Here is a 24,945-nt window from a genome sequence, read left to right on the forward strand (position 1 = left end):
TTTTAAGGGTCAACACGGCAGGTTGTGATCTGCCGAAGTCTTTTGGGAGATATTTCTTGGGCAACGCGCGCAACATCGCCTTCTGGGTCGTTCTGTTCCTGCTGATCCTTGCATTGTTCAACCTGTTCAGCGGTCCAGGTGGAACGCTTCAGAGCAACGAACGCACCTATTCCGATTTCGTCAGCGCCGTCGAAGCGGGCGACGTCAAGAACGTGACGCTGGACGGGGAACAGATCCGCTATACCACGGGGTCCGGCGGCAACTATGTCACGATCAAACCCGGTGATGCCGAGGTCACCAAGCTGCTGATCGAGAAAGACATCCCGGTTCGGGCAGAGAAGCAACAGCAATCGGGTTTCCAGTCGTTCCTGATCACGCTGCTTCCCTTCCTCCTGTTGATCGGTGTCTGGGTCTATTTCATGAACCGGATGCAGGGTGGCGGCAAAGGCGGTGCCATGGGCTTTGGCAAGTCCAAGGCCAAGATGCTGACCGAAAAGCATGGCCGCGTGACCTTTGACGATGTGGCGGGCATCGACGAGGCCAAGGAAGAACTGGAAGAGATCGTCGAGTTCCTGCGCAACCCGCAGAAATTCTCGCGCCTTGGCGGCAAGATCCCCAAAGGCGCGCTGCTGGTCGGCCCTCCGGGTACCGGTAAGACGCTGCTGGCCCGAGCGATTGCGGGTGAGGCCGGCGTGCCGTTCTTCACCATCTCGGGTTCGGATTTTGTGGAAATGTTCGTGGGTGTGGGCGCGTCCCGCGTGCGCGACATGTTCGAGCAGGCTAAGAAGAACGCGCCTTGCATCGTCTTCATCGACGAGATCGACGCCGTGGGTCGCCACCGTGGCGCCGGTTACGGCGGCGGCAACGACGAACGCGAACAGACGCTGAACCAGCTGCTGGTCGAGATGGACGGGTTCGAGGCCAACGAAGGCGTCATCATCCTGGCCGCAACCAACCGCAAGGACGTGCTGGACCCGGCGCTGCTGCGCCCGGGCCGCTTTGACCGTCAGGTGACCGTCGGTAATCCCGATATCAAAGGACGCGAGAAGATCCTTGCGGTGCATGCCCGCAAGACGCCGCTTGGCCCGGATGTCGATCTGCGCATCATCGCGCGCGGCACACCCGGGTTCTCGGGCGCCGATCTTGCCAACCTGGTGAACGAGGCGGCTTTGATGGCCGCGCGGGTCGGTCGGCGTTTCGTGACCATGGAGGATTTCGAGAACGCCAAGGACAAGGTGATGATGGGGGCCGAGCGCCGCTCGATGGTGTTGACTCAGGACCAGAAGGAAAAGACCGCCTATCACGAGGCAGGCCATGCCGTTGTCGGCATGACCCTGCCGCTGTGCGATCCGGTCTACAAGGCCACGATCATTCCGCGCGGCGGTGCGCTGGGCATGGTGGTCAGCCTGCCCGAGATGGACCAGCTGAACTATCACAAAGACGAGTGCGAGCAGAAGCTGGCCATGACCATGGCGGGCAAGGCCGCCGAAGTCATCAAATACGGCGAGGATCACGTCTCGAACGGCCCGGCCGGCGACATCATGCAGGCCAGCCAGCTGGCGCGGGCCATGGTGATGCGCTGGGGCATGTCCGACAAGGTCGGCAATATCGACTATGCCGAGGCGCATGAGGGCTATCAGGGCAATACCGCCGGGTTCTCGGTTTCGGCCCATACCAAGGAGTTGATCGAGGAAGAGGTCAAGCGCCTGATCCAGCAGGGATACGAGCGCGCGCACCAGATCCTGACCGACCATCACGAGGAATGGGAGCGTCTGGCGCAGGGCCTTCTGGAATACGAAACCCTGACCGGAGACGAGATCAAGCGGGTGATGAAGGGCGAGCCACCGCACGCAGGCGATGACGAAAGCGGTACACCCGATCAGGGTGGCGCGGCCAGCGTGACGGCAATTCCGAAGACCAAGCCCAAGAAATCTCCGCCCGAGGGCGGGATGGAGCCCGAACCCACTGCATGACGCAAAAAACCCGGCCCACGCGCCGGGTTTTTTCTTGCCTTTCCCGGAATGGGACGCAGGCTGCGACGGATAGATCGTCAGACAAGGAAATTCCCATGCCCGTTTTGCGCGAAACCGATTTCAAGGCTACGGTCGTCTGGCTGGGGCATGTCCCGGCCGGGGAGTCTCTGCGTGCCCGATCGGTAGACAGTCTGGACCTTGATTTCGCGGGCGACAGCGGTGCGCGCCACGAAGGGCTCAATCGCCCTTCCTGCGTGCGGGTCGGCAATCTGTATCCACGGGGCACGGAGATCCGCAACGTGCGCCAGCTGACGATCCTGTCGGCCGAGGAACTGGCCGATATCGCCGACGAAATGGGTATCGACAGCTTGGACCCGGGTCTGCTGGGGGCCAGCGTCGTTGTGCAGGGGATTCCGGATTTTACCCATGTCCCGCCATCCTCTCGCCTGCAGGCCAGCGGCGGGATGACACTGACCATCGACATGGAAAACCGCCCCTGCGTGCTGCCTGGCCGCGAGATCGAGGCTGACGCGCCCGGCCATGGCGCTGGGTTCAAGCCAGCCGCACAAGGGCGGCGCGGGGTGACGGCCTGGGTCGAACGACCGGGGGCCGTGACGCTGGGCGACACCCTGACCCTGTTTGTTCCCGATCAGCGCCCCTGGTCGCCCTGACGCGCAAGCGTTTCCCATTCGAAACCGCTGAACGGTGACAACGCCGTTTCGCGGCTCGAAAATGTCGGAATCCACATCCATTCCCGCAGAGCACGACGGTATGGGTTGAACAGCACCGGCGCTTGGCGTCGGTTTTGCACGGAATTCAATCAGGGACCTTGCCCAATGAGCTACAAATCCGACATTGAAATCGCGAGAGAGGCGAAAAAGCTGCCGATCCAGGAGATAGGGGCCAAGCTGGGCATCTCCAGCGACGATCTGCTGCCCTATGGCCACGACAAGGCAAAGGTTAGCCAAAGCTTTATCAACTCGGTTCAGGACCGCGAGGACGGCAAGCTGATCTTGGTGACCGCGATCAACCCGACCCCGGCGGGCGAGGGCAAGACCACCACCACCGTCGGCCTGGGCGACGGCCTGAACCGCATCGGCAAGAATGCGATGATCTGCATCCGCGAGGCCTCGCTGGGCCCGAACTTCGGCATGAAGGGCGGCGCTGCGGGCGGCGGCTATGCGCAGGTCGTTCCGATGGAAGAGATGAACCTGCATTTCACGGGCGACTTCCACGCGATCACCTCGGCGCACTCGCTGCTGTCGGCGATGATCGACAACCACATCTATTGGGGCAACGAGCAGGAAATCGACGTGCGCCGCGTTGCCTGGCGCCGCGTGGTCGACATGAACGACCGCGCCCTGCGCCAGATCACCTGCTCGTTGGGTGGTGTGGCCAATGGCTTCCCGCGCGAAGGTGGGTTCGACATCACCGTGGCCTCCGAGGTGATGGCGATTCTGTGCCTGGCCAACGACCTGAAGGATCTGGAAAAGCGTCTGGGCGACATCATTGTGGCCTATCGCCGCGACAAGTCGCCGGTCTATTGCCGCGACATCAAGGCCGAGGGCGCGATGACCGTTCTGCTGAAGGACGCGATGCAGCCCAACCTGGTGCAGACGCTGGAAAACAATCCGGCCTTCGTGCATGGCGGCCCGTTCGCCAACATCGCGCATGGCTGCAACTCGGTCATTGCAACCAAGACCGCGCTGAAGGTGGCCGACTATGTCGTGACCGAGGCCGGTTTCGGGGCCGATCTGGGCGCCGAGAAGTTCATGAACATCAAGTGCCGCAAGGCGGGCATCGCGCCGTCGGCGGTGGTGATCGTGGCCACGGTGCGTGCGATGAAGATGAATGGCGGCGTGGCCAAGGCCGATCTGGGCGCCGAAAACGTCGCGGCTGTACAGTCGGGCTGTGCCAACCTGGGCCGCCACATCGAGAACGTGAAATCCTTCGGTGTGCCGGTCGTCGTCGCGATCAACCACTTCGTCACCGATACCGATGCCGAGGTTCAGGCGGTCAAGGATTATTGCGCCGAGCATGGGGTTGAGGCGGTTCTGTCGCGCCATTGGGAGCTGGGCTCGGAAGGGTCCGAGGATCTGGCCCGCAAGGTCGTGGAACTGGCTGATGCCGGCACCGCGAATTTTGCGCCGATCTACCCCGACGAGATGCCGCTGTTCGAAAAGATCGAGACCATAGCCAAGCGTATCTACCGCGCCGACGAGGTGCTGGCCGATGCCAAGATCCGCAACCAGCTGAAGGAATGGGAAGCCGCCGGATACGGCAACCTTCCGGTCTGCATGGCCAAGACCCAGTATTCCTTCTCGACCGATCCGGCGTTGCGCGGGGCACCCACCGGTCATTCGGTTCCGGTGCGCGAAGTACGCCTGAGCGCCGGTGCTGGCTTTATCGTGGTGGTGTGCGGAGAGATCATGACCATGCCCGGCCTGCCCCGCAAACCGGCGGCCGAGACGATCCGACTCAATGACGCAGGCCAGATCGAGGGCTTGTTCTAAGCCGCCGAATAAGACATCTCGTGGTCCGGGGAATCCCCGGGCCATGAGGAGATTGCGATGTCCACTCTGACACCGTCGCAGGACTGTAGAACCATGCAGGAACTGCGGAATCAGATCGACAAGCTGGACCGTCAGCTGATCGAGTTGCTGGTGACGCGCGCAACCTATATCGACCGCGCGTCCGAGCTGAAGCCGGGCGAGGGCCTTCCGGCCCGAATCCCTGAGCGTGTCGAAGACGTGGTGCAAAAGGTGCGTTCGAACTCGGTCGATTTGGGCCTGGACCCCGATCTTGCCGAAAGGCTGTGGCGCATCCTGATAGATTGGTCGATCGCGCGCGAAGAGCGTGTGCTTGGCCCGAACTGAACGAACCGGGCGCCGCATGCGCCCGGCCCGGTGTTTGAACAGAAGGGATCGAGGGATGGTAGCCCAGGTTATCGACGGCAAGGCGTTTGCAGCAAAGGTGCGCGCGCAGGTGGCCGACAAGGTCGCGAAGCTGAAAGAGGAACACGGCATCACGCCCGGTCTGGCCGTGGTGCTGGTGGGCGAGGACCCCGCCAGCCAGGTCTATGTCCGCTCGAAGGGCAAGCAGACCGTCGAGGTCGGCATGAACTCGTACGAGCACAAGCTGGACGCCGATACCTCCGAACAGGACCTGCTGGCGTTGATCGACAAGCTGAACAACGATCCGGCGGTGCATGGTATCCTGGTGCAGTTGCCGTTGCCCAAGCATCTGAATGAAGACCTGGTTATCAATGCGATCAACCCCGCCAAGGATGTGGATGGGTTCCACATTTCGAACGTGGGCCTGCTGGCCACCGGGCAGAAGGCCATGGTGCCCTGCACCCCGCTGGGCTGCCTCATGATGCTGCGGGATCATCATGGCTCGCTGTCCGGCTTGGATGCGGTGGTGATCGGTCGGTCGAACATCGTGGGCAAGCCGATGGCGCAACTGCTGCTGGGCGACAGCTGCACCGTGACCATCGCGCACAGCCGTACCAAGAACCTGCCCGACGTGGTGCGCAGTGCCGATATCGTCGTGGCCGCCGTGGGCCGCCCCGAGATGGTGCCCGGAGACTGGATCAAGGAGGGCGCAACTGTGATCGACGTGGGCATCAACAGGATCGAGCGCGATGGCAAGACCAAGCTGGTCGGGGATGTAGACTATGCAAGTGCGGCCGAACGGGCAGGTGCGATTACCCCCGTTCCGGGCGGTGTCGGACCGATGACGATCGCCTGCCTGCTGGCGAATACCCTGACGGCCTGCTGCCGGGAAAATGGTCTGCCCGAGCCCGAAGGTCTGACCGCATGACCACAGGTTGCGGCCAGAGCATGGCCGCAACCTGGCGACCGGCTGGACGCAATGGCCGGCCAGCCTGACTGCTCGGATTGCACACGAATAGTTTACTGGCGACCGATCGTATTGGATGCCGGTCGTTTTCATGATAATTCCATCTTATCAGAGTGTTGAAAGGTGAAGGCGCCCGGCAGCCCTGGCCTGAACGGTGTGGGATCGGGGTGGGGTGGTGAGTTGGAATGACGTCGATGTTGCGCGGTATCGGGGCCGAGTGCACGCCGCAACGGCTTGTGGCTGGTTTTGTCTTTGTTCCGTTGTTGGCCTACACGGTCAATCCGTTCAACGAACTGGAATTGTCCTACCCTCTGCGGTTGGCGTTTTGGACCGGACTCATGGCTCTGGCGATTCTGGCGGTCAGAAGTGGGCGAAAATTCGCCTTGCGGCGTTTTGGGCATTTGGGAATGACGACGCGCGACTTTGCCGTCGCGCTGATGATCATGTTGTTTTTTACGCCGGTGTTCTGGGCCTTCACCGTGCTCCTTTTTACGGCTTGCGGCTACCAGTCTCCGGGATTCGGCGCGGTCGGTGCCTATGGGGTGTTGTTGGGAACAGGCCTTGTTCTGGTGTCCAAAAGCATCCGGAATGACTCTGCCGAGCAGCGGCCCATGGAATGCCCGCGTCTGGTTCGGCGCCTGCCCGAGGATTTCTCGGGCGACATTGTTCGGCTCAGCGCTCGGGGTCACCACGTCGACGTCGTGACGACGCAGGGGGTCTACACCGTGCGTCTTCGCCTGAGCGATGCCATAGACGAAATGGACCCGGTCATCGGCCATTGTGCGCACAGGTCTCATTGGGTGACCGAGGCGGCGGTCGAGGGTGTCGAGAAAGCCGGTGGCAAGCTGTTCCTGCGCCTTTGCAATGGCGATCTTGTCCCGGTCAGCCGGAAATACAAACCGAATCTGGAAGAAGCCGGTCTGGTCTGACCGGTCACCGCGGCATGGCGGTGAGGCGCGGCTGCACCCCGGTCAGGATCGCGCGCGCCTCGGGCCCCATCAAGCCGGACAAAGCGGCATCACTGCTGCGCAGCCCTCCGGTATAGGTGCCATAGGCCGGAAGAATCAGCCGCTGATCGTCGAAGAGAAACGCCGGACGTGTGATCAAACGGCCCCGGGCCCGCAGCCGCACCTTGGGGTGATAGTGACCCGAGACTTCGCGCTGCGCATCGTTTTGGGCGATGTGGCGAAATACCAACGGCGCGCGGCGCCACTCGGCCAGGTGGGCGCCGCTCAGGGACACGGGCCCCGGATCGTGATTGCCCTCGATCCAGATCCACAGGCGGCCGGCCTGCAGGGTCGAGATCCGCAGACGGTCCGCCTCATCCAGCGTATCAGCGGCCTCAATGTCGTCGAAGCTGTCTCCAAGGCAGATCACGGTCTTGGCCCCGGTCCGCTCCAAGTCAGCGGTCAGGCGCGTCAGCGTGTCGCGGGTGTCATAGGGGGGCAGGGTTGGGCCGCCCCGCCGTGCCATGCGGGCCGATTTCCCCAGATGCAGGTCCGACACGCACAGCAGGTCATGATCGGGCCACCACAAGGCACCCGAGCCGAGGGCGTGCAGGCGCACGCCGGAAAACGAGAACGCGAGGCTGTTCATGGTCCGGTCCTTGCCTGATCCGCGCGTATTTTCAACCTGATTCTCAGTCCGGCGACAGACCCGCGGCCGCCAGCAGGCGGGCGCTTTCTTCGGCCAGAAGCCGTTCTTCGGCCGCGCCCTTGACCGGAACCTTTCCCACCTCGAGCAGCAACGGCGCCGCCAGCGGTGACACCCGATCCAGCCGGACCAGGTCGATCCGGTCGCCGATACGCGCGATCATCGCCTCGATCCGTCCGAAATCGACCAGCCCGCGCATGGCTTCTTCGCGGGTGATCTGCATCAGCAGGTGGTCGGGGTCGTATTTCAGCAGCGTGTCGTACAGGATGTCCGACGAAAAGGTCGCCTGCCGCCCGCTTTTGCGTTGGCCACCTGTATTGCGCTCGATCAACCCGGCGATGGTGGCCGAGGCGCGGAAGGTCCGTTTCATCACCGCATTGCCCGCCAGCCAATTGTCCAACCCGTCGCGTAGGGCCTCGATCTGGAACAGGGGGCTGGGGTCGGTCACCGCGTCCAGGCCCCAGATCAGCGTGGCATAGTCGGTCGCGACAAAGCCCAGCGGGGCCAGCCCGGTTTCCTCCATCCGTTTGGTCAGCAGCAGGCCCAGCGTCTGTTGTGCGTTGCGTCCGGCAAAGCCGTAAACGCACAGGTTTTCGCGGCCGTCATTTGGAAAGCTCTCGATCAACAGCCGGTCACGCTCGGGCAGCCGCGACATCCGACGCTGCAGATCCAGCCATTCACCCGTATGTTCGGGCAGTTGCGGCCAGTCGGGCTGTGCGAACATCCGCAGGATGCGATCGCTCAGCTGAGTCGAGGTGGCGAACTTGGTGCCTGAGAAGGTGGCGACCTTGGGCTTTTTGTCCGCACGGCGCGTGACTTCGACAACCGTTTCGCGCAGTCCTTCATAGCGCACGATCTGACCGCCGATCAGGAAGGTGTCGCCGGGGGTCAGCGATGCGGCAAAGGCCTCTTCGACCTCGCCCAAGGGTTTGCCGCCCCGGTTGCGCTTCAGCCTGACCTTCAGGGTATCGCTGTCCTGGATCGTGCCCAGGTTCATGCGGATGCGTTGCGCCGCGCGAGGGTCGCGCAGCTGCCACAGCCCGTCGGGGCGCTGTTGCAGGCGCTGCCAGCGGTCATAGGCCCGCAGCGCATAGCCACCGGTGGCGCAGAACTCCAGACAGGCATCGAAGGCCGCGCGGGACAGATCGGCATAGGGCCCGGCCGAGGTGACCTCGGCATACAGGGCATCGGCATCGAACGGCCCGGCGCAGGCGGCGATCAGGATGTGTTGGCACAATACGTCACGCGGGCCGGAGCCGCGCGGCTCGCCGTCCAGGTCGTGTTCGCGCGCGGCCTCCAGCGCGGCAACACATTCGACCACCTCGAACCGGTTTGCAGGCACCAGCAGAGCCTTGGACGGCGCGTTGTAGCGGTGGTTGGCCCGCCCGATCCGCTGGACCAGGCGCTTGACGTTTTTGGGGGCGCCGATCTGGATCACAAGATCCACGTCGCCCCAGTCGATCCCCAGATCGAGGCTGCCGGTGCAGACGATGGCGCGCAGGTCTCCACGGACCATCGCCGCTTCGACCCGTTCGCGCTGTTGCCGGTCGAGGCTGCCGTGGTGGATGCCGATGGGCAGGCCTTCGTCATTGGCCAGCCACAGGTTGTGAAAGAAGATCTCGGCCTGGGCGCGGGTATTGTGGAAGATCAGCGTCGTCTTGTGCTGCCGGACCTGCTCCAGCACCGCCGGGATGGCATAGGCCGCGCCGCCCCCGGCCCACGGCGGCATTTCGGCCGTTTGCAACATGGCGATATCGGGGTCGGGGCCGGGGTCTGCCATAACGATGTTGCAAGGGTCGGGGTGGCGGGCCAGAAAGCGCGCGATGGCGTTCGGGTCCTCGACTGTGGCCGACAGGCCCACGCGCCGCAGATTGGGACACAGCGTCTGAAGGCGGGCCAGGGCCAGCATCAACTGGTCGCCCCGCTTGCTGTCGGCCAGCGCATGTATCTCGTCCACGATCACGCGCTGGACGCCCCGGAACATGCGGGGCGCATCCTCGTAGGACGTCAGCAGCGCCAGGCTTTCCGGGGTCGTCAGCAGGATATGCGGCGGGTCCACGCGCTGGCGTTTCCTCTGGGTGGGGGTGGTGTCGCCGGTGCGGTCTTCGACCCGGATCGGCAACCCCATCTCATCGGCCGGGCCGCGCAGGTTGCGTTTGATGTCGGCGGCCAGCGCCTTGAGAGGCGAGACATAGATCGTGTGCAGCCCCTCATACCCATCAGCCAGTTCGATCAGCGAGGGTAGGAACCCAGCCATCGTCTTGCCGCCGCCCGTGGGCGCGATCAACAGCGTCGCCGGGGCCTGCGCCCTGTCGATCATGGCCTGTTGGTGCGGGTGGAGGGACCATTCCCTGGCAGAGAACCAGGCGTCTATTCGGGCGGGAGTCTGCGTCATGGACGCAGACTAGCCCGCCCGGTGTCAAAGCGGAATGCGGTTTGGGATCGTCTTATTTGACGATTTTCTCGTCCTTGACGAACATGTTCGCCCAGGCGCGGTCGATCAATTCGGGGCTCATCTGATAGGGGATGCCCTCGAACTCGCAGATCGAGATCATCTGGTCGATCAGGAAGATCGGCTGATAGTTCGCATAGACATTGTTGATGGTCGGGTATTTGACCTTCAACAGATGCACCAGCGCGGCCTCGTCCAGCGGCATTCCGCGCTTGCGGGCGACCATGGCAAAGATCTTCAGGAAGTTTTCCTGGTTCGGGCCGTCAATTTTGATCTTGAAGAAGATCCGGCGCAGCGCGGCCTGGTCGAAGATCTCGTTGGGGTGAAAGTTGGTCGAGAAGATGACCAGCGTGTCGAAGGGCACCTCGAACTTTTCACCAGACTGAAGACCCAGAATGTCCTTGCCTTCTTCCAGCGGAACGATCCACCGGTTGATCAGGGCCTGCGGCGGCTCGGCCTGGCGGCCAAGGTCGTCCACGATGAAGATGCCGCCGGTCGATTTCAGCTGCAGCGGCGCCTGATAGGTGCGTGCCGTAGGGTTGTAGACCAAGTCCAGCATGCTCAGCGACAGTTCACCGCCCGTGATCACCGTGGGGCGTTCACATTTGACATAGCGCGAGTCGAACCGCTTGCGGCGGCGCAGGCTGTTGGGGTCGTCGGGTTCGTCTTCGATCGCGTTGTGCACGATCGGATCATAGACGGTAATCACCTGGCCGGCATATTCGATCGCGCGCGGCACATAAACATTGTCGCCCAACGCATCGCGAATCCCGTTCGAGATTGAGGACTTACCGTTGCCCGGCGGACCATACATCAGGATCGACCGGCCAGCGCTGACCGCCGGCCCCAGATGGTCCAGAAGGCTGTCGGGCAGGACAAGATGACCCATGGCGCTGGTCAGTTGCTCGCGGGTGACTTGGATGTTGCGGATCGACTGGCGCTTGACCTGTTCGCGATAGACATCCAGCGGCACGGGCATAGCGCCGAAATACTCGGACTGGCTCAGCGCATCCAGCGCCCGCGCCTTGCCGGCACCGGTCAGTTGATAGCCCATCTCGTTTCCGCTGTTGGCGTTCAGCGTGCCGGTCGCCTCGAGCAGTTTTTGTTCGCGGGCGATATCGACCAGTTCCTGCGTGACCGATGCCGGCAAGCAGACCGCCTGGGAAATCTGTGTGACCGTGTCGACGTTCTTGCGGAAGATGGTCTTGAGAAGGATGTCCCGCATCATCACCAGCGGAAGCTGCATTTCCTCCAGCCCTTTCGGGGAAGGGGGGGCCATCACGGAAGTGGTCTGCATATTCATGAGCGCTGCTCGTCCATCAAAATGTCACACGATAGTCCCCCGTTAAGGGGCGGATGTGGAAAATCTGGCGCAGCTTTGTGGCAGCACCATGGCGCGGGCGCGGCGCAGGAAAGATGGTTTAAGAACCGTAAATGGCGCCGAGAATTAGGTAGATGGCCAGAGCCCCGGCAAGCGCCAGACCCATAGGAAATTTGTTGCCCTGGTCCCAGCTTTTCCATTCTGGCGCGAACCGGCGCAAGCCGGTATGTTTCGCCAGTCGGTGGGTCGTGAACGCTGCCAAGACCGTGGCCATCAGGATGGCGGCAACCGACAGAAGGTCGCCCAACCAAACATAGGGGGCGGCGGCGGCGCAGAATTTGGCGTCACCGGCCCCCATGACGCCTGCGGCGTTCAGCAGGATGCCAAGAAACAGGACCACGATCAGGTGATACAACTGCCAGGCGTAGACCGGCAGCGAAAAGGACAGCGGGCCGAGCGTTCCGGGCAGCCAATCGCCCGACCAGGGTGGAACCGCGATCAGGCCCACCACCGCGAACACGGCCGCCAAGGCGACGACCGCGTGGTTCTTGATGCGCATCTCACGCATGTCGGTAAAGGCGACATACAGGCAAATGGGCAGGACAAAGGGCAAGAACCACAGTGCCGCGGCAGAAGGGATGGTCATCTATCAGGCTTCCTCGAGTGCGCGCAACGATCGCACCGCCTCGTCGAAATACTGCGGGTGCGTCGCGATGGCCTCGCGGAACAGGTTCTTTGCCAGGTTCACGTCGCCGCGCTTGACGGCCGAGATCGCCATCGTGTTCAACAACTCGGCCCGTTCAGCCTGGGTCATGGGAATCACGGGCATGGAATAGTTGCCCTGTGCGGCTCGGGCCAAGACCAAATTGTTCTTGGCGGTGAACAGGTTTTTGTCCTGGCGGATGGCCTCGGTGAACAGCCGCTCGGCTTCGGCATACTGGCCGCGGCTCAGTTTGGAATACCCCCAATTGTTCATGACACCGGCCGGTCGGGTCGTCAGACCCACGGCAGTCTCATAGAAATGATCGGCGCGTTTCCAATCCTTGTTGGCATCGGCGACCAAGGCTTCGAGGCGGTATCGCTTAAAAGTCTCGTGCGTCGGCGGCACGGAATCAAGGACTGCCTTGGCATCTTTCCAGTTTCCGCTGCGGACCAGCGCATCCGCATATTCCACCCTGTCGGCGCTGGTGGCACCGGGCATCGTGGTCACGCGTTTCCACGCGACCGCGGCTTCGGTGCTGCGTTTGGCGCGAACCAGAGAAATGGCCAGGCCACGCTGCAGGTCGATCCGGTCGGGGTTCTTGCTGGCGGCGCCCTGGAAATAGGTGACGGCCTCGTCCGGGTTCGACGCATTCAACATCACGTCGTTCAGGTTGGTCTCGTCGATGACGTTCACTTCCTGGAACGTGCGTTCGACCTTTTCCTGCTCGGTTTCCTTGGCGCAGGCCGTCAAGATCAGCCCGCATGCCGCGACTGTGGGAATCAGAAAGCTGTGGCGCATTTTTGCGTCCCTTGCTGCTCGTGCCTCTGTTATCGGTTCCTGCGCAACAGGAATGCCCCATCCCCTTGTTGCTCAAGCCGGAATTCTTGTTCTTGCGTAGTATTATTAACAGGATTTTCCATTTTTGCGAGTGCCAAGCGCAGATTGTCCCGGATTGCGTCACTTTCGCCATTGTCCAGCGCATAGGCCCGTTGGAACACCTGCGAGGCTTCGGCATATTCACCGGTTTCCATCAGCAACACGCCCAGATTGTTCCAGGCGATCGGCCATTCCGGGTCTTTCTCCACGGCTTCGCGCAACAGCGGTTCCGCCTGGCCAAGACGCCTGAGCCCAAGATTGGCGGTGCCGATCGAGGTCAGGATCTCGGCGGTCATCCCTTCGACCAGCGCCGCGCGGGTGAAAGACTCCAGCGCCAGTTCGTATTCTCCGGCGGCCATCAGGCGGTTGCCGACGGCAACTTCGTCGACCGGGCCGCCCTTGGGGTCGATCCCCGGGGGGTAGGGGCCTTGGGTCAGGCCTGTCTCGGTACACGAAACCACCGCGGATGCGGCCGCGGTGGTTGTCAGGATGAAAATCCCTGTTCTTGTGACGCGAAGCAGCGACGTCTGCATCCGGCTATTTGCTCATGTTCGTAAAGTCCATGATCCCCTTGGCCGAAGGCCCGATCAGAATGATCAGCAGCGGCGGGACCGTCAGCATCATTGTGGCAAGCGTCATTTTGGTTGGCAACTTGTTTGCGGCCTCTTCCGCCCGCATAACCCGCTTGTCACGCATCTCGCCCGCATAGACCCGCAATGCATCGGCTATCGAGGTGCCGAAAGTCGCCGATTGGATCATCACGGTCACGAACGAGCTGACGTCCTGCACGCCGCAGCGGGTGCCGAAGTCGCGTAGAACCGTGTTCTTGTCCTTGCCCGCCTTCATTTCGTAGGCAACGGTTTCAAATTCCTGGGCGATTTCCGGATAGGATGATTGCATTTCGGACGCCACGCGAACGATCGCCTGATCCAGCGACTGACCCGCTTCCACGCAGACAAGCATCAGGTCAAGCGTATCGGGGAAGCCGGCGGTGATGGCTTCTTTGCGTTCTTCGATGCGGCGCGTGATCCAGTATTTGGGGATGTAATAGCCGATGGCACCGGGCACCAGCACGCGGATCATCATCTGCTGGCCGGTAAATTCCTGCCCGTTGTTGAACACGGTGACCAGCAACACCCCGATGATGATGCCGGAAATTCCCAAAGCGAACTGCGCAAAATGGAAGAACCGAACCGCGTCCTTCGACCGGTAACCGGCCTGACGCAGCTTGAGCTCCATGGCGGAATATTCTTCCTGGTCCTGCGGCTCAAGAAAGTTGGCGAATTTCTCCAGCTGTTCGTTGCGGCTTGAATTGCGCAGCTGGTCCTTTTTGCTCTTTTTTTCGCGCTTGGGCGCCGCGTTGGCGCGCTGCAGCTTCTTCAGGGGGTCTTCGGGCTGGTTCAGCAGAATGGGGATGGTGATTAGGATCATGAACAGGCCCAGCACGCCCACGACGATCAGCGGCCCGAACTCTCCTAACTGCTGGGTCAGAAAATCATTGATTTGGTTCAGGATTTCCATGCTTGCCCCTTCAGACCTTGATGTTGGTGAGGATGCGCATCACGACCAGGTTCAAGGTCAGCATGATGCCGACAACGAAGCAGGCCGGGATGAACCACGGGTGATCAAGGACCGAGTCATAATAATTTGGGTCCTTCACCAGGATAAACAGCAGGCAGCCGACAGGGAACCCTGACAGGAACTTGCCCGACCACTGTGCCTCGGCGGTGATGGCCTTGACGCGCCGAAACAGACGGAAGCGGGCCCGGATCACCTTGGCAAGACCGGCAAGGATTTCGGCCAGGTTGCCGCCGGACTGCTGTTGAATACCCACCGCAACGGCCAAGAAGCGAAGGTCCTGCATGTCCAGACGCTCGGCCATGTCCTTGAGCGCTTCGCCCACGTCGCGGCCATAGGCGCATTCGTCGGCGATCACACCAAATTCGGTACCCAACGGGTCTTCGACCTCGTTGGCGACGATCTGGACGGACGATACGAACGGGTTGCCCACCCGCAGCGAGCGCACCATCAGTTCGACCGCATCCGGCAGTTGTTCCTCCAGCATGGCCATCCGCTTTTTGGCCTTGCTGTTCACCCAAGCATAGACCGCACCGACCCCGATCGCCACCGACAGCGCAACCCGCAACAGTGTCTCGGTGCGGGTGCCGATGCTCAGCCCCATGAAGGCAACGATCGACAGCAGGGCCATCATCATGATCAACTGGCGCGGGCTGAAGGCGATCGCTGCCTTTTGCGCCTTGTCGGCCAACAGGGAATAGAGCGGGATGCTCTGCGATTTCATGTGCTGCTGCATTTCCTTGCGCAGCTGTTCCAGCACCTGTTCGCGACCGACACCCTTGTCAAGCATGTCCAGACGGCGATTGACCTTGCTGTTCAGGCTGATGGACTTGCCGAAAGCCACCAGATAGATGCCTTCGACCAGCGCCAGAACCCCGACGAAGATCGCGACATAGATGAGCGCCTCGGTAGGCAGTTGCATGTCCGGCTCTCCTACATGGTCGTCGGTTCATAGATCGATGCGGGCAGGTCATACCCCCAAAGACGGAACCGTTCCGAATAGTGGCTGCGTACGCCCGTGGCCGTGAAGTGACCGATGATCTTGTTATCGGGTGTCAGGCCAACGCGTTGAAAACGAAAGATTTCCTGCATCGAGATCACGTCACCTTCCATGCCTGTAATCTCGGTGATCGAGGTCATGCGGCGCGAGCCGTCCTGCAGGCGGCTGGCCTGCACGATCAGGTTCACGGCGCTTGCGATCTGGCTGCGCACGGCCTTGATCGGCATTTCGATCCCGGCCATCGCGATCATGTTTTCCAGACGCGAGATACCGTCGCGGGCCGAGTTGGCGTGGATCGTGGTCATCGAGCCGTCGTGGCCGGTGTTCATGGCCTGCAACATGTCGATCACCTCGGCGCCGCGTGTCTCGCCGACGATGATGCGGTCGGGGCGCATCCGCAGGGCGTTCTTCAGACAGTCGCGCGGGCTGACTTCGCCCTTGCCTTCCACGTTGGGCGGGCGGCTTTCCATCCGGCCAACATGGGTCTGCTGCAGCTGCAGTTCCGCCGTGTCCTCGATGGTCAGGATGCGTTCGGCATCGTCGATGAAGCTGGACAAAGCGTTCAGCGTGGTGGTCTTACCCGAGCCGGTACCACCCGACACGATGATGTTTAGGCGGGTGGACACCGCGGCCTGAAGATAAGCGGCCATTTCCTCGGTAAAGGCGCCGAATTTCACAAGGTCGTCGATACTGAGCTTGTCTTTCTTGAATTTCCGGATCGACACCAGCGATCCATCCACCGCGATCGGGGGGACCATCGCGTTGAAACGCGACCCATCTGCCAGGCGGGCGTCAACATAGGGGTTCGACTCATCGACACGCCGGCCCACGGCCGACACGATCTTGTCGATGATCCGCATCAGGTGCTTTTCATCCTTGAAGGTGACGTCGCTCAACTCTAGCTTGCCGAACCGTTCGACAAAGATCTGATGCGGGCCGTTGACCAGAATATCGCTGACCGTGTCGTCCTGCAGCAGCGTTTCCAGAGGACCGAGTCCGGTCACCTCGTCATACAGCTCTTTGTTCAGCTGCGAGCGGTCTTCGCGGTTAAGAACGATGTTCTTGGCTTCCAGGACTTCGCTTGCGATGGCGCTGATCTCGGCCCGAAGTTCCGCCTCGGACGCGTTTTCCAGCGCAGCCAGGTTCAGGTTTTCCAGAAGCTCGCGATGCAGCTCGATCTTGATTTCGCTCAGACGCTCTTTGCGCTTGCGCTCGCGGTCCATTCCCTTGACTTCGCCCTGTTTTTTGACCGCGGGCTTGCGCGCGACGGCCGTCGAAGATGACGGCTGGCCCGAGCTCGCAGGTGCTTCCGGAGACTTGGCGGTCTCGGTCGGCGTGGCCACCGGCTGAGCGGCTGGTTGCTTCTTGTATCGTGAAAACACGGCGGCTCCTCCCCTTGGGGGCTGTGATTATGCGGCCTCGGCGCTGTTGCTGCCGAGGCTGTGCAATGACTGAGCAAGTTTGGCGATTTCCCGACGCAGCGGGTTCTTGGCGGCGGAATTGGCCAGCGGCAATCCGTGATCGCCGGCCTGAAGAACCGGTTTGCCACCATCCGGCAGCTGCAGGTCGATTGAAATGCCCAGGCTTTCGCCCATGCGCTTGACCCGGCTCTTGCCATTGAGATCGGTGAATTTCGGCGCGCGGTTCAGCGCGAAACGCAACTTGTTGAAGGGCAGTTCCTCGGCCTGAAGCGCCCGCTTGAGACGCAGCGCGTTCTGGGCCGAGCGCATGTCGAGTTCGATTAGGGCGAAATACACATGTGCAGCCTGCAACACCGTTTCGGACCAATGCACCAGCGTCTTGGGCATGTCGATCAGAACGTAGTCATAGTGTTTGCGGGCCATGTCGATCACGCGCTGAATATCTTCGGGCGTGAGCAGGTCCAGCGGCACCATGTCCGACGGGGCCGTCAGCACGTCGAGCTTGTCATCAAATTTCTGCAGCGCCTGTGCGAACACGTCATCATCCATGGCGGCGGTGTCCGACAGCATCTCGAACACGGCTTCGCGGCGGGGAAGATCCAGATAGGTCGATACGGTCCCGTACTGAAGATCAAGGTCGATCAGGCAGACCCGAGGGGCATCCTTGCCCGAAACGGTCGCAAGTTCCCAGGCAAGGTTCACCGCCATGGTCGTGGCGCCGACGCCGCCGGCCAATCCTTGAACCACCAGAAGCGCGCCTTCCTTCGGCGACCCGGCCGCCAGCGGCACGGCGTTTGGCTGCGGCACCGGTTCGGGATCGGGCTGGTTCATCCGGTCGATGGCTTCTTGCAACTCGTTTTCCGGCAGAGGGTAGGGAACGAACTCGTCCGCCCCCTTGCGCAGCAGTTGATGCAGCGCCGCCGGCGTGACGTCTTCGGCGATCAGAACAACCTTGATGTTTTTGTCCTTGGCCTTCGTGATGATCTCGCCCATCAGCGTCAGATCGTCTTCATCCTCGCCATCGATGGCCAGAGCCACGAATTGAAGGGATTCGGCTTCGGGTTGGTTGAAAAAGGCAAGCGCTTCGGCAAAACCAAGATCACCCCAGCGTTCACCCAGGGCGGTTTCCATGTCCTCGATCAGCAGGTCGAAGTTCTGCACGTCCCGGCTGATCGTACATGCCAGAATGGCGGTATCATCATTTTGCGGCGTGGCGCTCGTCATTAACACAATCCTCGTCGTAGGAGCGCAGCAAACGTCGATACGGTCGAGAATCGTGTGTCGGTTTGCTGTCGCCCTGTTGCGGCCAATTTCGGCCGCAGGTCACCCAATTGTTCACAATGTCGCTTGGAACTGGGGCAAGAATGGGGCGCAAAAAAACCAATTGTAGGGAAACGGGCGACGATGTCGCCCGATTTCCAATTATTGTTCGCTGGTCTCGCCCAGCGCCGTCTCGCGGCTCAACTTGCTCGGGTAGGTCGCGCTTTCGACATACTCGCGATAGATGACCTCGGCATATTTCCCATCCAGGATGTTGGGATGGCGGTCCACAAGGCCGGATACCTCGGTCACGGTGCGCCGGTTGCGGCGGTCGCGATTCGGTGTCGCCACCAAAGGCTTGGTCTTGCCGAACGACACCAACGCCTCGAGGCGCGCGCGTGAGATCCCCTGCTGAACAAGGAAATTCACCGCCGCATTCGCGCGGCGCAGACCCAGGTTGTAGTTGTAGCTCTGCGAGCCGACCGCATCCGTGTGTCCATAGACGCGGAACCGGGCTTCGGGGAACTGTTTGATCCAGTTGGCCTGCTGCAAGAGGATCCGGCGCGCCGACTCGTCCAACTGGGCGCTGTCGAAGGCAAAGTTGATCTGGGTCGGGACCTCGGCCGCGAAGCGCTGAGCCAGGATCTGGCCATAGGACAACTCGCCGTTCATGACCTGAACGTTGTTCAGGGTCGCATTGCCAAAGGCGCCTTGGTCGATCTCGTAGCCGGCTTCTCGGGTACAGTTGGCAACCGCGACTGCAAGACCCAGTGTGATCATCCACTTTTGCATTGGTCTGTCCTCCCTATCAGTCCAGGACATAGCCGTAGGAGCTGCCGAAATCCTGTTTGGCAACTTCCGACGCCGCGCCGTTGCCCGTGCGCTCGGTGCGGGCTACACGACCATTGACGAAAAGGTCGAATTCGCTTGGCGGTTTGACCCGATCCGTGGGCAAGGCCAGCGCTTCGCCGCGCGTCGGCGACACAAGATGCGCGGTGATGATGATCACCAGTTCGCTCTGCTCGCGCTGGTATTCGGCGCTTCGGAACAACGCGCCCAGCACCGGAACGTCGCCCAGCCAGGGGATCTGATTGCTCAGGTCGGTAAAGTCGTCCTGGATCAGGCCCGCGATCGCAAAACTTTCTCCGTCGCGCAGTTCAACCGTCGTGCTGGTCTGGCGCGTGATGAAACTGGGAACGTTGTCGCCGTTGATGGTGAAGTTCGAGCCGGTGTCGATGCTGGACACCGACGCGGCCATCTCGAGGTTGATCAGGTCACCGTCAACGACCCGCGGCACAAAGTCGATCTCGACGCCGAAGGCCTTGTATTCGATGGCAACCACGCCGTCATCCTGCGGCACGGGAATCGGAACCTCGCCACCGGCAAGGAACGTCGCCTCCTGGCCGGACAGGGCAGACAGGTTCGGTTCGGCCAAGCTGCGGGCCAAGCCTTTGGCTTCCAGCGCTTCGAGCAGCAGGCGAACCTGGGTCGACCCCGCGCCGAAGCCGAACAGGATGGCGCCCGTATTGGACTGGGCCACCGGAATTCTGTTGGCCAAGGCATTGGTCAGGGCGGGCTGGTTGTTCAGAGTGTTGATGCCGCCGGTCACGTCACCGCCGCCAAAGCCCAGTGAGGCTGACAGGTTCTTGGCCACCGAGCGGTTCATTTCGGCAAAGCGGACCTTCAGCATGACCTGCTGCACACCACCGACATTCATCAGGTTCGATACGCGTTCGGGGGCGTAGCGCTCGGCCAGTTCCAGTGCCCGCGCCAGCTTGGCCGAGCTGGAAACCGTGCCAGACAGCACGATCCCGTCATTGGCGGTGCGCACCTCGATCGGTTCGTTTGGCAGAATCTGCCTCAGGCGCTCTTTGAATTCGGTCACGTCCGGTGCGACCCGAACACTCACATTGGTGATCAGATTGCCGGCGCCGTCGAACAAGGTCAGCGTCGTCATGCCGGGCGCCTTGCCCAACACATAGATGGTGCGGTCCGAAAGCGACGAAATATCCGCGATGCCCGCATTCGCGATGCTGAGCTCGGCGAAAGGTGTTTCGCTTTCAACCACGATGGCGCGGTTGATCGGCACATCCAGCGTTTCCGCCGTACCTTTCTTGACCACGCGAAGATTTTCGGCCCAAGCGGCATCGAAGCCGGCCGGGCTCGTAACAAGCGCTACCCCCAAAAGGGTTGCGCCAATCCAGGAACGAAATGTCATGTGACCTGCCTCTCCGATCACCACTCAGTTTTTTGTGGGTCTATTGCCCTATGATGGCGAACTGTGCGCGAATTCGGGTTTTATTGCAATAATCAAGGGTTTCCGGAATTTTCCTTATGTGGAGAATGGGCAACAACCAAAACGAGAGAAGCCGCGCACAAAGCGCGGCTTCATTCCGAATTTGGCTGGCAAGCTATTGAGCAAGCATCAGTTTGTGCAGGGGATCGGAGTCTCTACGATCTGATCGCCCCGGCGGGTCCGAATGGTGCAGACCTTCTCCTCTTGCTTGACCGGAGCAGGTGCGCTCTCCTTGATGCCCAACAGCTTACGCTGGTCCATTTCGATGGCGCTTGCGACGGTTTCATCCTGTACGCCCACCAAAGCCAGCGACAGCCGCCCGGTGTTTTGCGCCTGCGCCAGCGCCGCGATCTGTTCGGGGGTGGCGGCCACCGTCACCGTTCGGGCAATGGTCGTGCCCGTCACGTCGGAACCGGCCGTCTGGTCCACGGCTATCAATTCGATATTCGGCTGGATCAGGCGCGTGATCTCGCCGTTCGCGCCCTCGACCGCGCCCCGCAACGACCCGGTCCAGTACACATCGACCACATCCCCGGGGCGCAGGAAGCCCGAAACGCCCGAGGCCACGTCCACACTGATGGCAAAGGCGCGTTTGCCCTTTTCCAGCAACGAGGTCAGGCCGGCTGGTTCACCCGGTTTGGTGATCTTCACCGCCATGATGGCCTCGTCCTTTTCCATCGCACGCAAAACGAACCGCTCGTTCTGGCCCGTTTCGGGGAACAGCGCGGTCATGTCGGTGAACGTGCCTTCGGGAATCGCGTTTTCGGGCCATTCGACCACGCGCACATCCTCGGTGGTCAGCTGTTCACCATATTTCAGTTTGCGAGTCGAAACGATGACGCCCACGGTTGGCACCACGTTGACTTTGGCATTCGCGAGCGCCTCTTGAGCCGCCTGTTTTTCCCGGGCCAGTGCGTTTTGATACTCGGCAATGTAATTTCGGGCCATGTACACCGCGCCACCAGCTAGGGCGACCCCGATGATCAGGACAAGTCCAAAAACAGCTCGCATGCGTTCACCTCTTTATTTTGTTGGTCGCACGTGTATCGGCCCAAACAAGACATTGAAACAGCATATTTGATAAATCGGAATTGTGTCGAAATGTGGGACAAATTCCGGATTTTCGCCAGGGTTGTTGGGGAAACGCCCCAAGTGACGTCCCCGCGCAGCAAAGCGCCGCGCGAAATTCTGTCTGGTCAACCTTGGCAATGCCCGAGACTCACCCGGGAATTGTTTCGAGACCTCAACTTCCGCTGGTGCCCGCGGTCACGATCCCGCCGTTCTCTCCAGCGCTGGTGCCAGTACTGACGGTTGAACCGCTCAACGCGGTATCAACGTTGCCCCCCATGTTGGTGGTGGCCGTTTGAATGACCAGATATGTCACCATCGACAGTCCCACGACCAGCGCGGTTATGACAACCCAATCAACTGTGACGGCACCTTCTTCATCGCGAATGAAATCACTTGCAACTCGAATCATGGCGTATACCTCTTACCCGTCGGCGTCCCGTGTCTTGCGCGAACCGCGCAGCAGGTGCCGACAATACCGTTGCTTTCGTCTCCTCGTGCAACCCGGCTGCCCGTCCATGGCGGACAGCAGGTTGGCCGGGCGGGGAACTATGCTCGGTTCAACACACAAAGTCCTACGTTTTGGTTAAAAAAAAGGCCGCGCCAGTTTGGCGCGGCCCAGAATGCATGTTTCGGGGCTTAGCTGCCGCCGGTGCCGGTGCCTGCGGTGGTGATACCACCGGCTGCGCCGGCGTTGGTGCCGGTCGAAACGGTTGCACCGCTCAGAGCGCTGTTCACGTTGGTGGCCAGGCCGGTCGCGCCGCCCGAGATCTGCGTGTAGGCAACGGTGCCCAGGCCCACGACGGCCGCGGTCAGAACGACCCAGTCAACAGTCACGGCGCCGCTTTCGTCGTTGCGGAATTTCTTGAAGAGCTTGATCATGTTACGTCCCTCCTAAAGGATCACTAAGCTAATAAAACCTCGGGGTCTTTCCAGAGCGTCCTCTCTCAGTCTGCTCATGACCGTCTCGGTATGGCATTATGTTTGCCCTGCCCGCATGGCAGGATTTGGGCCAAACAGATGATTTTCTTCCGCGTGCTTAACTTTTTAGTCATTTTTCTTTCAACACACTGAATTATAACAAAAAAAATTTTCTCATATCTTCGGGGCGGGGAGCGTTCCGATGCAAAATTGCGGCAAATGAGGCAAAAACGCCCCAATTCATGTGGTTTTTCTGGCCCGCAGCGCGGATTCGCGTAACAAATCAACGCCAAAAGAAGATGAGGCAGGCAAGATGAGAATCCCGAGCTTACTGACATGCGCCGGCGTTTTGGCGTTTGCAGCAGCTTTCGTTGCACCGGCCCAGGCCACCGACATCGAACCGCGCGGCGTCTACAAACGGATCAAGGCGCCCAAACCGGGTGCGCGCCCGCATGTCACCGTCCAGATATCGGCCGAGGAACATGCCAAGGCGCCATCGGCCCCCAGCACGGGCGCCACGCTTGTCGTGCCCGACATCATTGCCCGCACCAAAGTACCGGCGGCCAACCTTCCGCAGATCCAGCCCGAGAAAACGCCCGAAGGTGCATATAAGGCCTTCTGGGCGAGGATTTCGCCTGACATGGCCCAGGCTGGTCCGGGAAGGCTGGATCCAGCGCTTCAGGCGCTGGCAACGGTCGGGGTCGCTTCGCCGCGGCTTCAAACACTGCAGCGCATCGTCGAGCAGCGCGGCGTGGATATCCTGCGCTCGACCGTGGGCACCAAGGTATCGCCCGCTCTGGTGCTGGCGGTGATGTCGGTGGAGTCCGGCGGACGCGAGACGGCCGTCAGCTCGGCCGGGGCGCAGGGGTTGATGCAGCTGATGCCCGCCACCGCCAAGCGGTTCGGGGTGACCGACAGCATGCTGCCGGAGCAGAACATTGCCGGTGGCGTGAAATATCTCGACTGGTTGATGGGAGAGTTCGGGAGCGATCCGATCCTCGTGCTGGCCGGTTACAACGCGGGGGAGGGCGCAGTGCGCAAACACAATGGCGTGCCGCCTTACGCTGAAACCCGCGACTATGTGCCCAAGGTGCTGGCGGCGTTCCAGGTCGCCCGCGCCTTGTGCGCCACACCTCCCGATCTTGTTTCCGACGGTTGCGTGTTTCAGACCATGAAGTGAAAAAGGCCCGCGCAATCGCGGGCCTTTTCAATTCCCAACGCCAACCGGGTCAAGCGACGATGGTCGCCTCGGTCGCCGCGCGCATGTCTTCTTCGGTGACGCCATCGGCCAGTTCTACGATCTTCAGGCCGCCTTCGACGACGTCCAGCACGCCCAGGTTGGTGATGATGCGGTCAACCACGCCCTTGCCGGTCAGCGGCAGGGTGCATTCCTTCAGCACCTTGCTGTCGCCGTGCTTGTTGGTGTGGTCCATCACCACGATGACCCGTCCGACCCCGGCCACCAGGTCCATCGCGCCGCCCATGCCCTTGACCAGCTTGCCCGGAATCATCCAGTTGGCCAGATCGCCCTTCTCGTCGACCTCCATCGCGCCCAAAATCGCCGCCGCGATCTTGCCGCCGCGGATCATGGCAAAAGACGTGGCGCTGTCGAAATAGGCGGTGCGGGGCAGTTCGGTGATGGTCTGTTTGCCGGCGTTGATCAGGTCGGGGTCCTCTTCGCCCTCATAGGGGAAGGGGCCCATGCCCAGCATGCCGTTTTCCGATTGCAGGGTGATGTCCTTGTCGCCCACATAGTTCGCCACCAGCGTCGGAATTCCGATGCCGAGGTTCACATACATGCCGTCTTCAAGTTCCTCGGCCGCACGCGCGGCCATCTGATTGCGGTCCCAGGGCATTACGCTTCCTCCTTCTTGCGGGTGGTGCGCTGTTCGATGCGCTTTTCGTGCTGACCTTGAATGACCCGGTGCACATAGATGCCGGGCAGGTGGATGCAGTCGGGATCCAGCGAACCGCGCGGCACGATCTCTTCGACCTCGGCCACGCAGATCTTGCCGCAGGTCGCCGCCGGCACGTTGAAGTTGCGGGCGGTCTTGCGGAACACCAAGTTGCCGGTGTCGTCGGCTTTCCATGCCTTGACGATGGCCAGATCGGCAAAGATCCCCTCCTCGAGGATGTAGGTCTCGCCGTTGAACTCCTTGTGCTCCTTGCCCTCGGCGATCACGGTGCCGACGCCGGTCTTGGTATAGAAGCCCGGGATACCCGCGCCGCCGGCGCGCATGCGCTCGGCCAAGGTACCTTGTGGGGTGAATTCCAGCTCAAGCTCGCCCGACAGGTACTGGCGCATGAATTCGGCGTTCTCACCGACATACGAGCTGATCATCTTCTTGACCTGCCGCGTCTGCAGCAGAATGCCGATGCCGAAATCGTCGACGCCTGCGTTGTTCGAGGCAAAGGTCAGATCCTTCACGCCCGACTCCTTGATCGCCTGCAGCAGCAATTCGGGAATGCCGCACAGGCCGAACCCGCCGGCCGCGATCAGCATGCCATCCCGAAGTATCCCATCGAGGGCCTCGGTGGCATTGGCATAGACTTTCTTCATGG

The 24,945-nt window shown here is 61.4% G+C and carries 24 protein-coding genes; 7 read left to right on the forward strand and 17 right to left on the reverse strand.

Going from position 1 to position 24,945, the window contains the following annotated elements; genetic code table 11:
• The first annotated feature begins 56 nt into the window (after positions 1-56).
• The 6 genes from ftsH to AC2FMM_RS01260 all read left to right on the forward strand — a co-directional run bounded on the left by ftsH (position 57) and on the right by AC2FMM_RS01260 (position 6,763).
• Entirely contained in the window at positions 57-1,973 is a 1,917-nt protein-coding gene (gene ftsH, locus AC2FMM_RS01235; protein ID WP_496681367.1) for an ATP-dependent zinc metalloprotease FtsH, read from the forward strand.
• 95 nt (positions 1,974-2,068) lie between these two features.
• Positions 2,069-2,644: an MOSC domain-containing protein gene (locus AC2FMM_RS01240; RefSeq protein ID WP_496795574.1), complete on the forward strand. Its 576-nt coding sequence runs from the start codon at positions 2,069-2,071 to the stop codon at positions 2,642-2,644.
• Between the two features lie 165 nt (positions 2,645-2,809).
• On the forward strand, positions 2,810-4,486 hold the full coding sequence (locus tag AC2FMM_RS01245; RefSeq protein WP_496681371.1) for a formate--tetrahydrofolate ligase: 1,677 nt from the start codon (positions 2,810-2,812) through the stop codon (positions 4,484-4,486).
• Positions 4,487-4,543: 57 nt separating this feature from the next.
• Positions 4,544-4,849 (forward strand): chorismate mutase, encoded by a 306-nt coding sequence (locus AC2FMM_RS01250; RefSeq protein WP_496795575.1) that lies wholly within the window; start codon positions 4,544-4,546, stop codon positions 4,847-4,849.
• A gap of 55 nt (positions 4,850-4,904) precedes the next feature.
• Entirely contained in the window at positions 4,905-5,795 is an 891-nt protein-coding gene (folD, locus tag AC2FMM_RS01255; RefSeq protein ID WP_496688397.1) for a bifunctional methylenetetrahydrofolate dehydrogenase/methenyltetrahydrofolate cyclohydrolase FolD, read from the forward strand.
• A gap of 224 nt (positions 5,796-6,019) precedes the next feature.
• Positions 6,020-6,763 (forward strand): LytTR family DNA-binding domain-containing protein, encoded by a 744-nt coding sequence (locus tag AC2FMM_RS01260; RefSeq protein ID WP_496795576.1) that lies wholly within the window; start codon positions 6,020-6,022, stop codon positions 6,761-6,763.
• A 4-nt stretch (positions 6,764-6,767) separates the two neighbouring features.
• On the opposite strand, the gene pdeM is transcribed toward AC2FMM_RS01260, so the two are convergent.
• From pdeM to AC2FMM_RS01335, 15 genes are all read right to left on the reverse strand, one after another.
• Positions 6,768-7,430, reverse strand: coding sequence for a ligase-associated DNA damage response endonuclease PdeM (gene pdeM / locus AC2FMM_RS01265; RefSeq protein ID WP_496795577.1), 663 nt, complete (start codon positions 7,428-7,430; stop codon positions 6,768-6,770).
• A gap of 43 nt (positions 7,431-7,473) precedes the next feature.
• A complete protein-coding gene (locus AC2FMM_RS01270; protein ID WP_496795578.1) occupies positions 7,474-9,882 on the reverse strand; it encodes a ligase-associated DNA damage response DEXH box helicase in 2,409 nt (802 codons plus the stop codon).
• A 52-nt stretch (positions 9,883-9,934) separates the two neighbouring features.
• Positions 9,935-11,242 (reverse strand): DUF8689 domain-containing protein, encoded by a 1,308-nt coding sequence (locus AC2FMM_RS01275; protein WP_496795579.1) that lies wholly within the window; start codon positions 11,240-11,242, stop codon positions 9,935-9,937.
• A gap of 118 nt (positions 11,243-11,360) precedes the next feature.
• Positions 11,361-11,906, reverse strand: coding sequence for a prepilin peptidase (locus AC2FMM_RS01280; protein ID WP_496681390.1), 546 nt, complete (start codon positions 11,904-11,906; stop codon positions 11,361-11,363).
• 3 nt (positions 11,907-11,909) lie between these two features.
• Positions 11,910-12,761 carry a tetratricopeptide repeat protein gene (locus AC2FMM_RS01285; RefSeq protein WP_496688407.1) on the reverse strand — a complete coding sequence of 284 codons (852 nt, stop codon included), beginning with the start codon at positions 12,759-12,761 and terminating at the stop codon, positions 11,910-11,912.
• A gap of 29 nt (positions 12,762-12,790) precedes the next feature.
• Positions 12,791-13,372 carry a tetratricopeptide repeat protein gene (locus AC2FMM_RS01290; protein ID WP_496688409.1) on the reverse strand — a complete coding sequence of 194 codons (582 nt, stop codon included), beginning with the start codon at positions 13,370-13,372 and terminating at the stop codon, positions 12,791-12,793.
• Between the two features lie 4 nt (positions 13,373-13,376).
• Positions 13,377-14,360 carry a type II secretion system F family protein gene (locus AC2FMM_RS01295; protein WP_496795580.1) on the reverse strand — a complete coding sequence of 328 codons (984 nt, stop codon included), beginning with the start codon at positions 14,358-14,360 and terminating at the stop codon, positions 13,377-13,379.
• A gap of 10 nt (positions 14,361-14,370) precedes the next feature.
• Entirely contained in the window at positions 14,371-15,339 is a 969-nt protein-coding gene (locus AC2FMM_RS01300; RefSeq protein ID WP_496795581.1) for a type II secretion system F family protein, read from the reverse strand.
• A gap of 11 nt (positions 15,340-15,350) precedes the next feature.
• Positions 15,351-16,799 carry a TadA family conjugal transfer-associated ATPase gene (locus tag AC2FMM_RS01305; RefSeq protein WP_496795582.1) on the reverse strand — a complete coding sequence of 483 codons (1,449 nt, stop codon included), beginning with the start codon at positions 16,797-16,799 and terminating at the stop codon, positions 15,351-15,353.
• A 27-nt stretch (positions 16,800-16,826) separates the two neighbouring features.
• Positions 16,827-18,062 (reverse strand): CpaE/TadZ family protein, encoded by a 1,236-nt coding sequence (locus AC2FMM_RS01310; RefSeq protein WP_496795583.1) that lies wholly within the window; start codon positions 18,060-18,062, stop codon positions 16,827-16,829.
• Between the two features lie 198 nt (positions 18,063-18,260).
• Entirely contained in the window at positions 18,261-18,890 is a 630-nt protein-coding gene (locus tag AC2FMM_RS01315) for an OmpA family protein (RefSeq protein ID WP_496681407.1), read from the reverse strand.
• 16 nt (positions 18,891-18,906) lie between these two features.
• Positions 18,907-20,316, reverse strand: a complete 1,410-nt coding sequence (locus AC2FMM_RS01320) for a type II and III secretion system protein family protein (RefSeq protein WP_496711365.1) — start codon at positions 20,314-20,316, stop codon at positions 18,907-18,909.
• A gap of 207 nt (positions 20,317-20,523) precedes the next feature.
• A complete protein-coding gene (gene cpaB, locus AC2FMM_RS01325; protein ID WP_496795584.1) occupies positions 20,524-21,405 on the reverse strand; it encodes a Flp pilus assembly protein CpaB in 882 nt (293 codons plus the stop codon).
• A 232-nt stretch (positions 21,406-21,637) separates the two neighbouring features.
• Positions 21,638-21,874 carry a Flp family type IVb pilin gene (locus AC2FMM_RS01330; protein ID WP_496795585.1) on the reverse strand — a complete coding sequence of 79 codons (237 nt, stop codon included), beginning with the start codon at positions 21,872-21,874 and terminating at the stop codon, positions 21,638-21,640.
• 227 nt (positions 21,875-22,101) lie between these two features.
• The gene (locus tag AC2FMM_RS01335) at positions 22,102-22,344 is read right to left on the reverse strand and encodes a Flp family type IVb pilin (protein WP_496681414.1); all 243 of its coding nucleotides are present in this window, start codon (positions 22,342-22,344) and stop codon (positions 22,102-22,104) included.
• Positions 22,345-22,696: 352 nt separating this feature from the next.
• On the opposite strand from AC2FMM_RS01335, the gene AC2FMM_RS01340 reads away from it, so the two are divergent.
• Entirely contained in the window at positions 22,697-23,563 is an 867-nt protein-coding gene (locus tag AC2FMM_RS01340) for a lytic transglycosylase domain-containing protein (RefSeq protein ID WP_496795586.1), read from the forward strand.
• A gap of 49 nt (positions 23,564-23,612) precedes the next feature.
• Here the strand turns inward: AC2FMM_RS01340 and AC2FMM_RS01345 are convergent, their stop codons facing one another.
• Complete coding sequence (locus AC2FMM_RS01345) at positions 23,613-24,239, reverse strand: 3-oxoacid CoA-transferase subunit B (protein WP_490361858.1); 627 nt, start codon at positions 24,237-24,239, stop codon at positions 23,613-23,615.
• The gene (locus tag AC2FMM_RS01350; protein ID WP_040634234.1) at positions 24,239-24,943 is read right to left on the reverse strand and encodes a CoA transferase subunit A; all 705 of its coding nucleotides are present in this window, start codon (positions 24,941-24,943) and stop codon (positions 24,239-24,241) included. The genes AC2FMM_RS01345 and AC2FMM_RS01350 overlap by 1 nt, the downstream gene beginning before the upstream one ends.
• Between the last annotated feature and the right edge of the window lie 2 nt (positions 24,944-24,945).

It is taken from the genome of Ruegeria sp. BHSC043 (assembly GCF_059612985.1).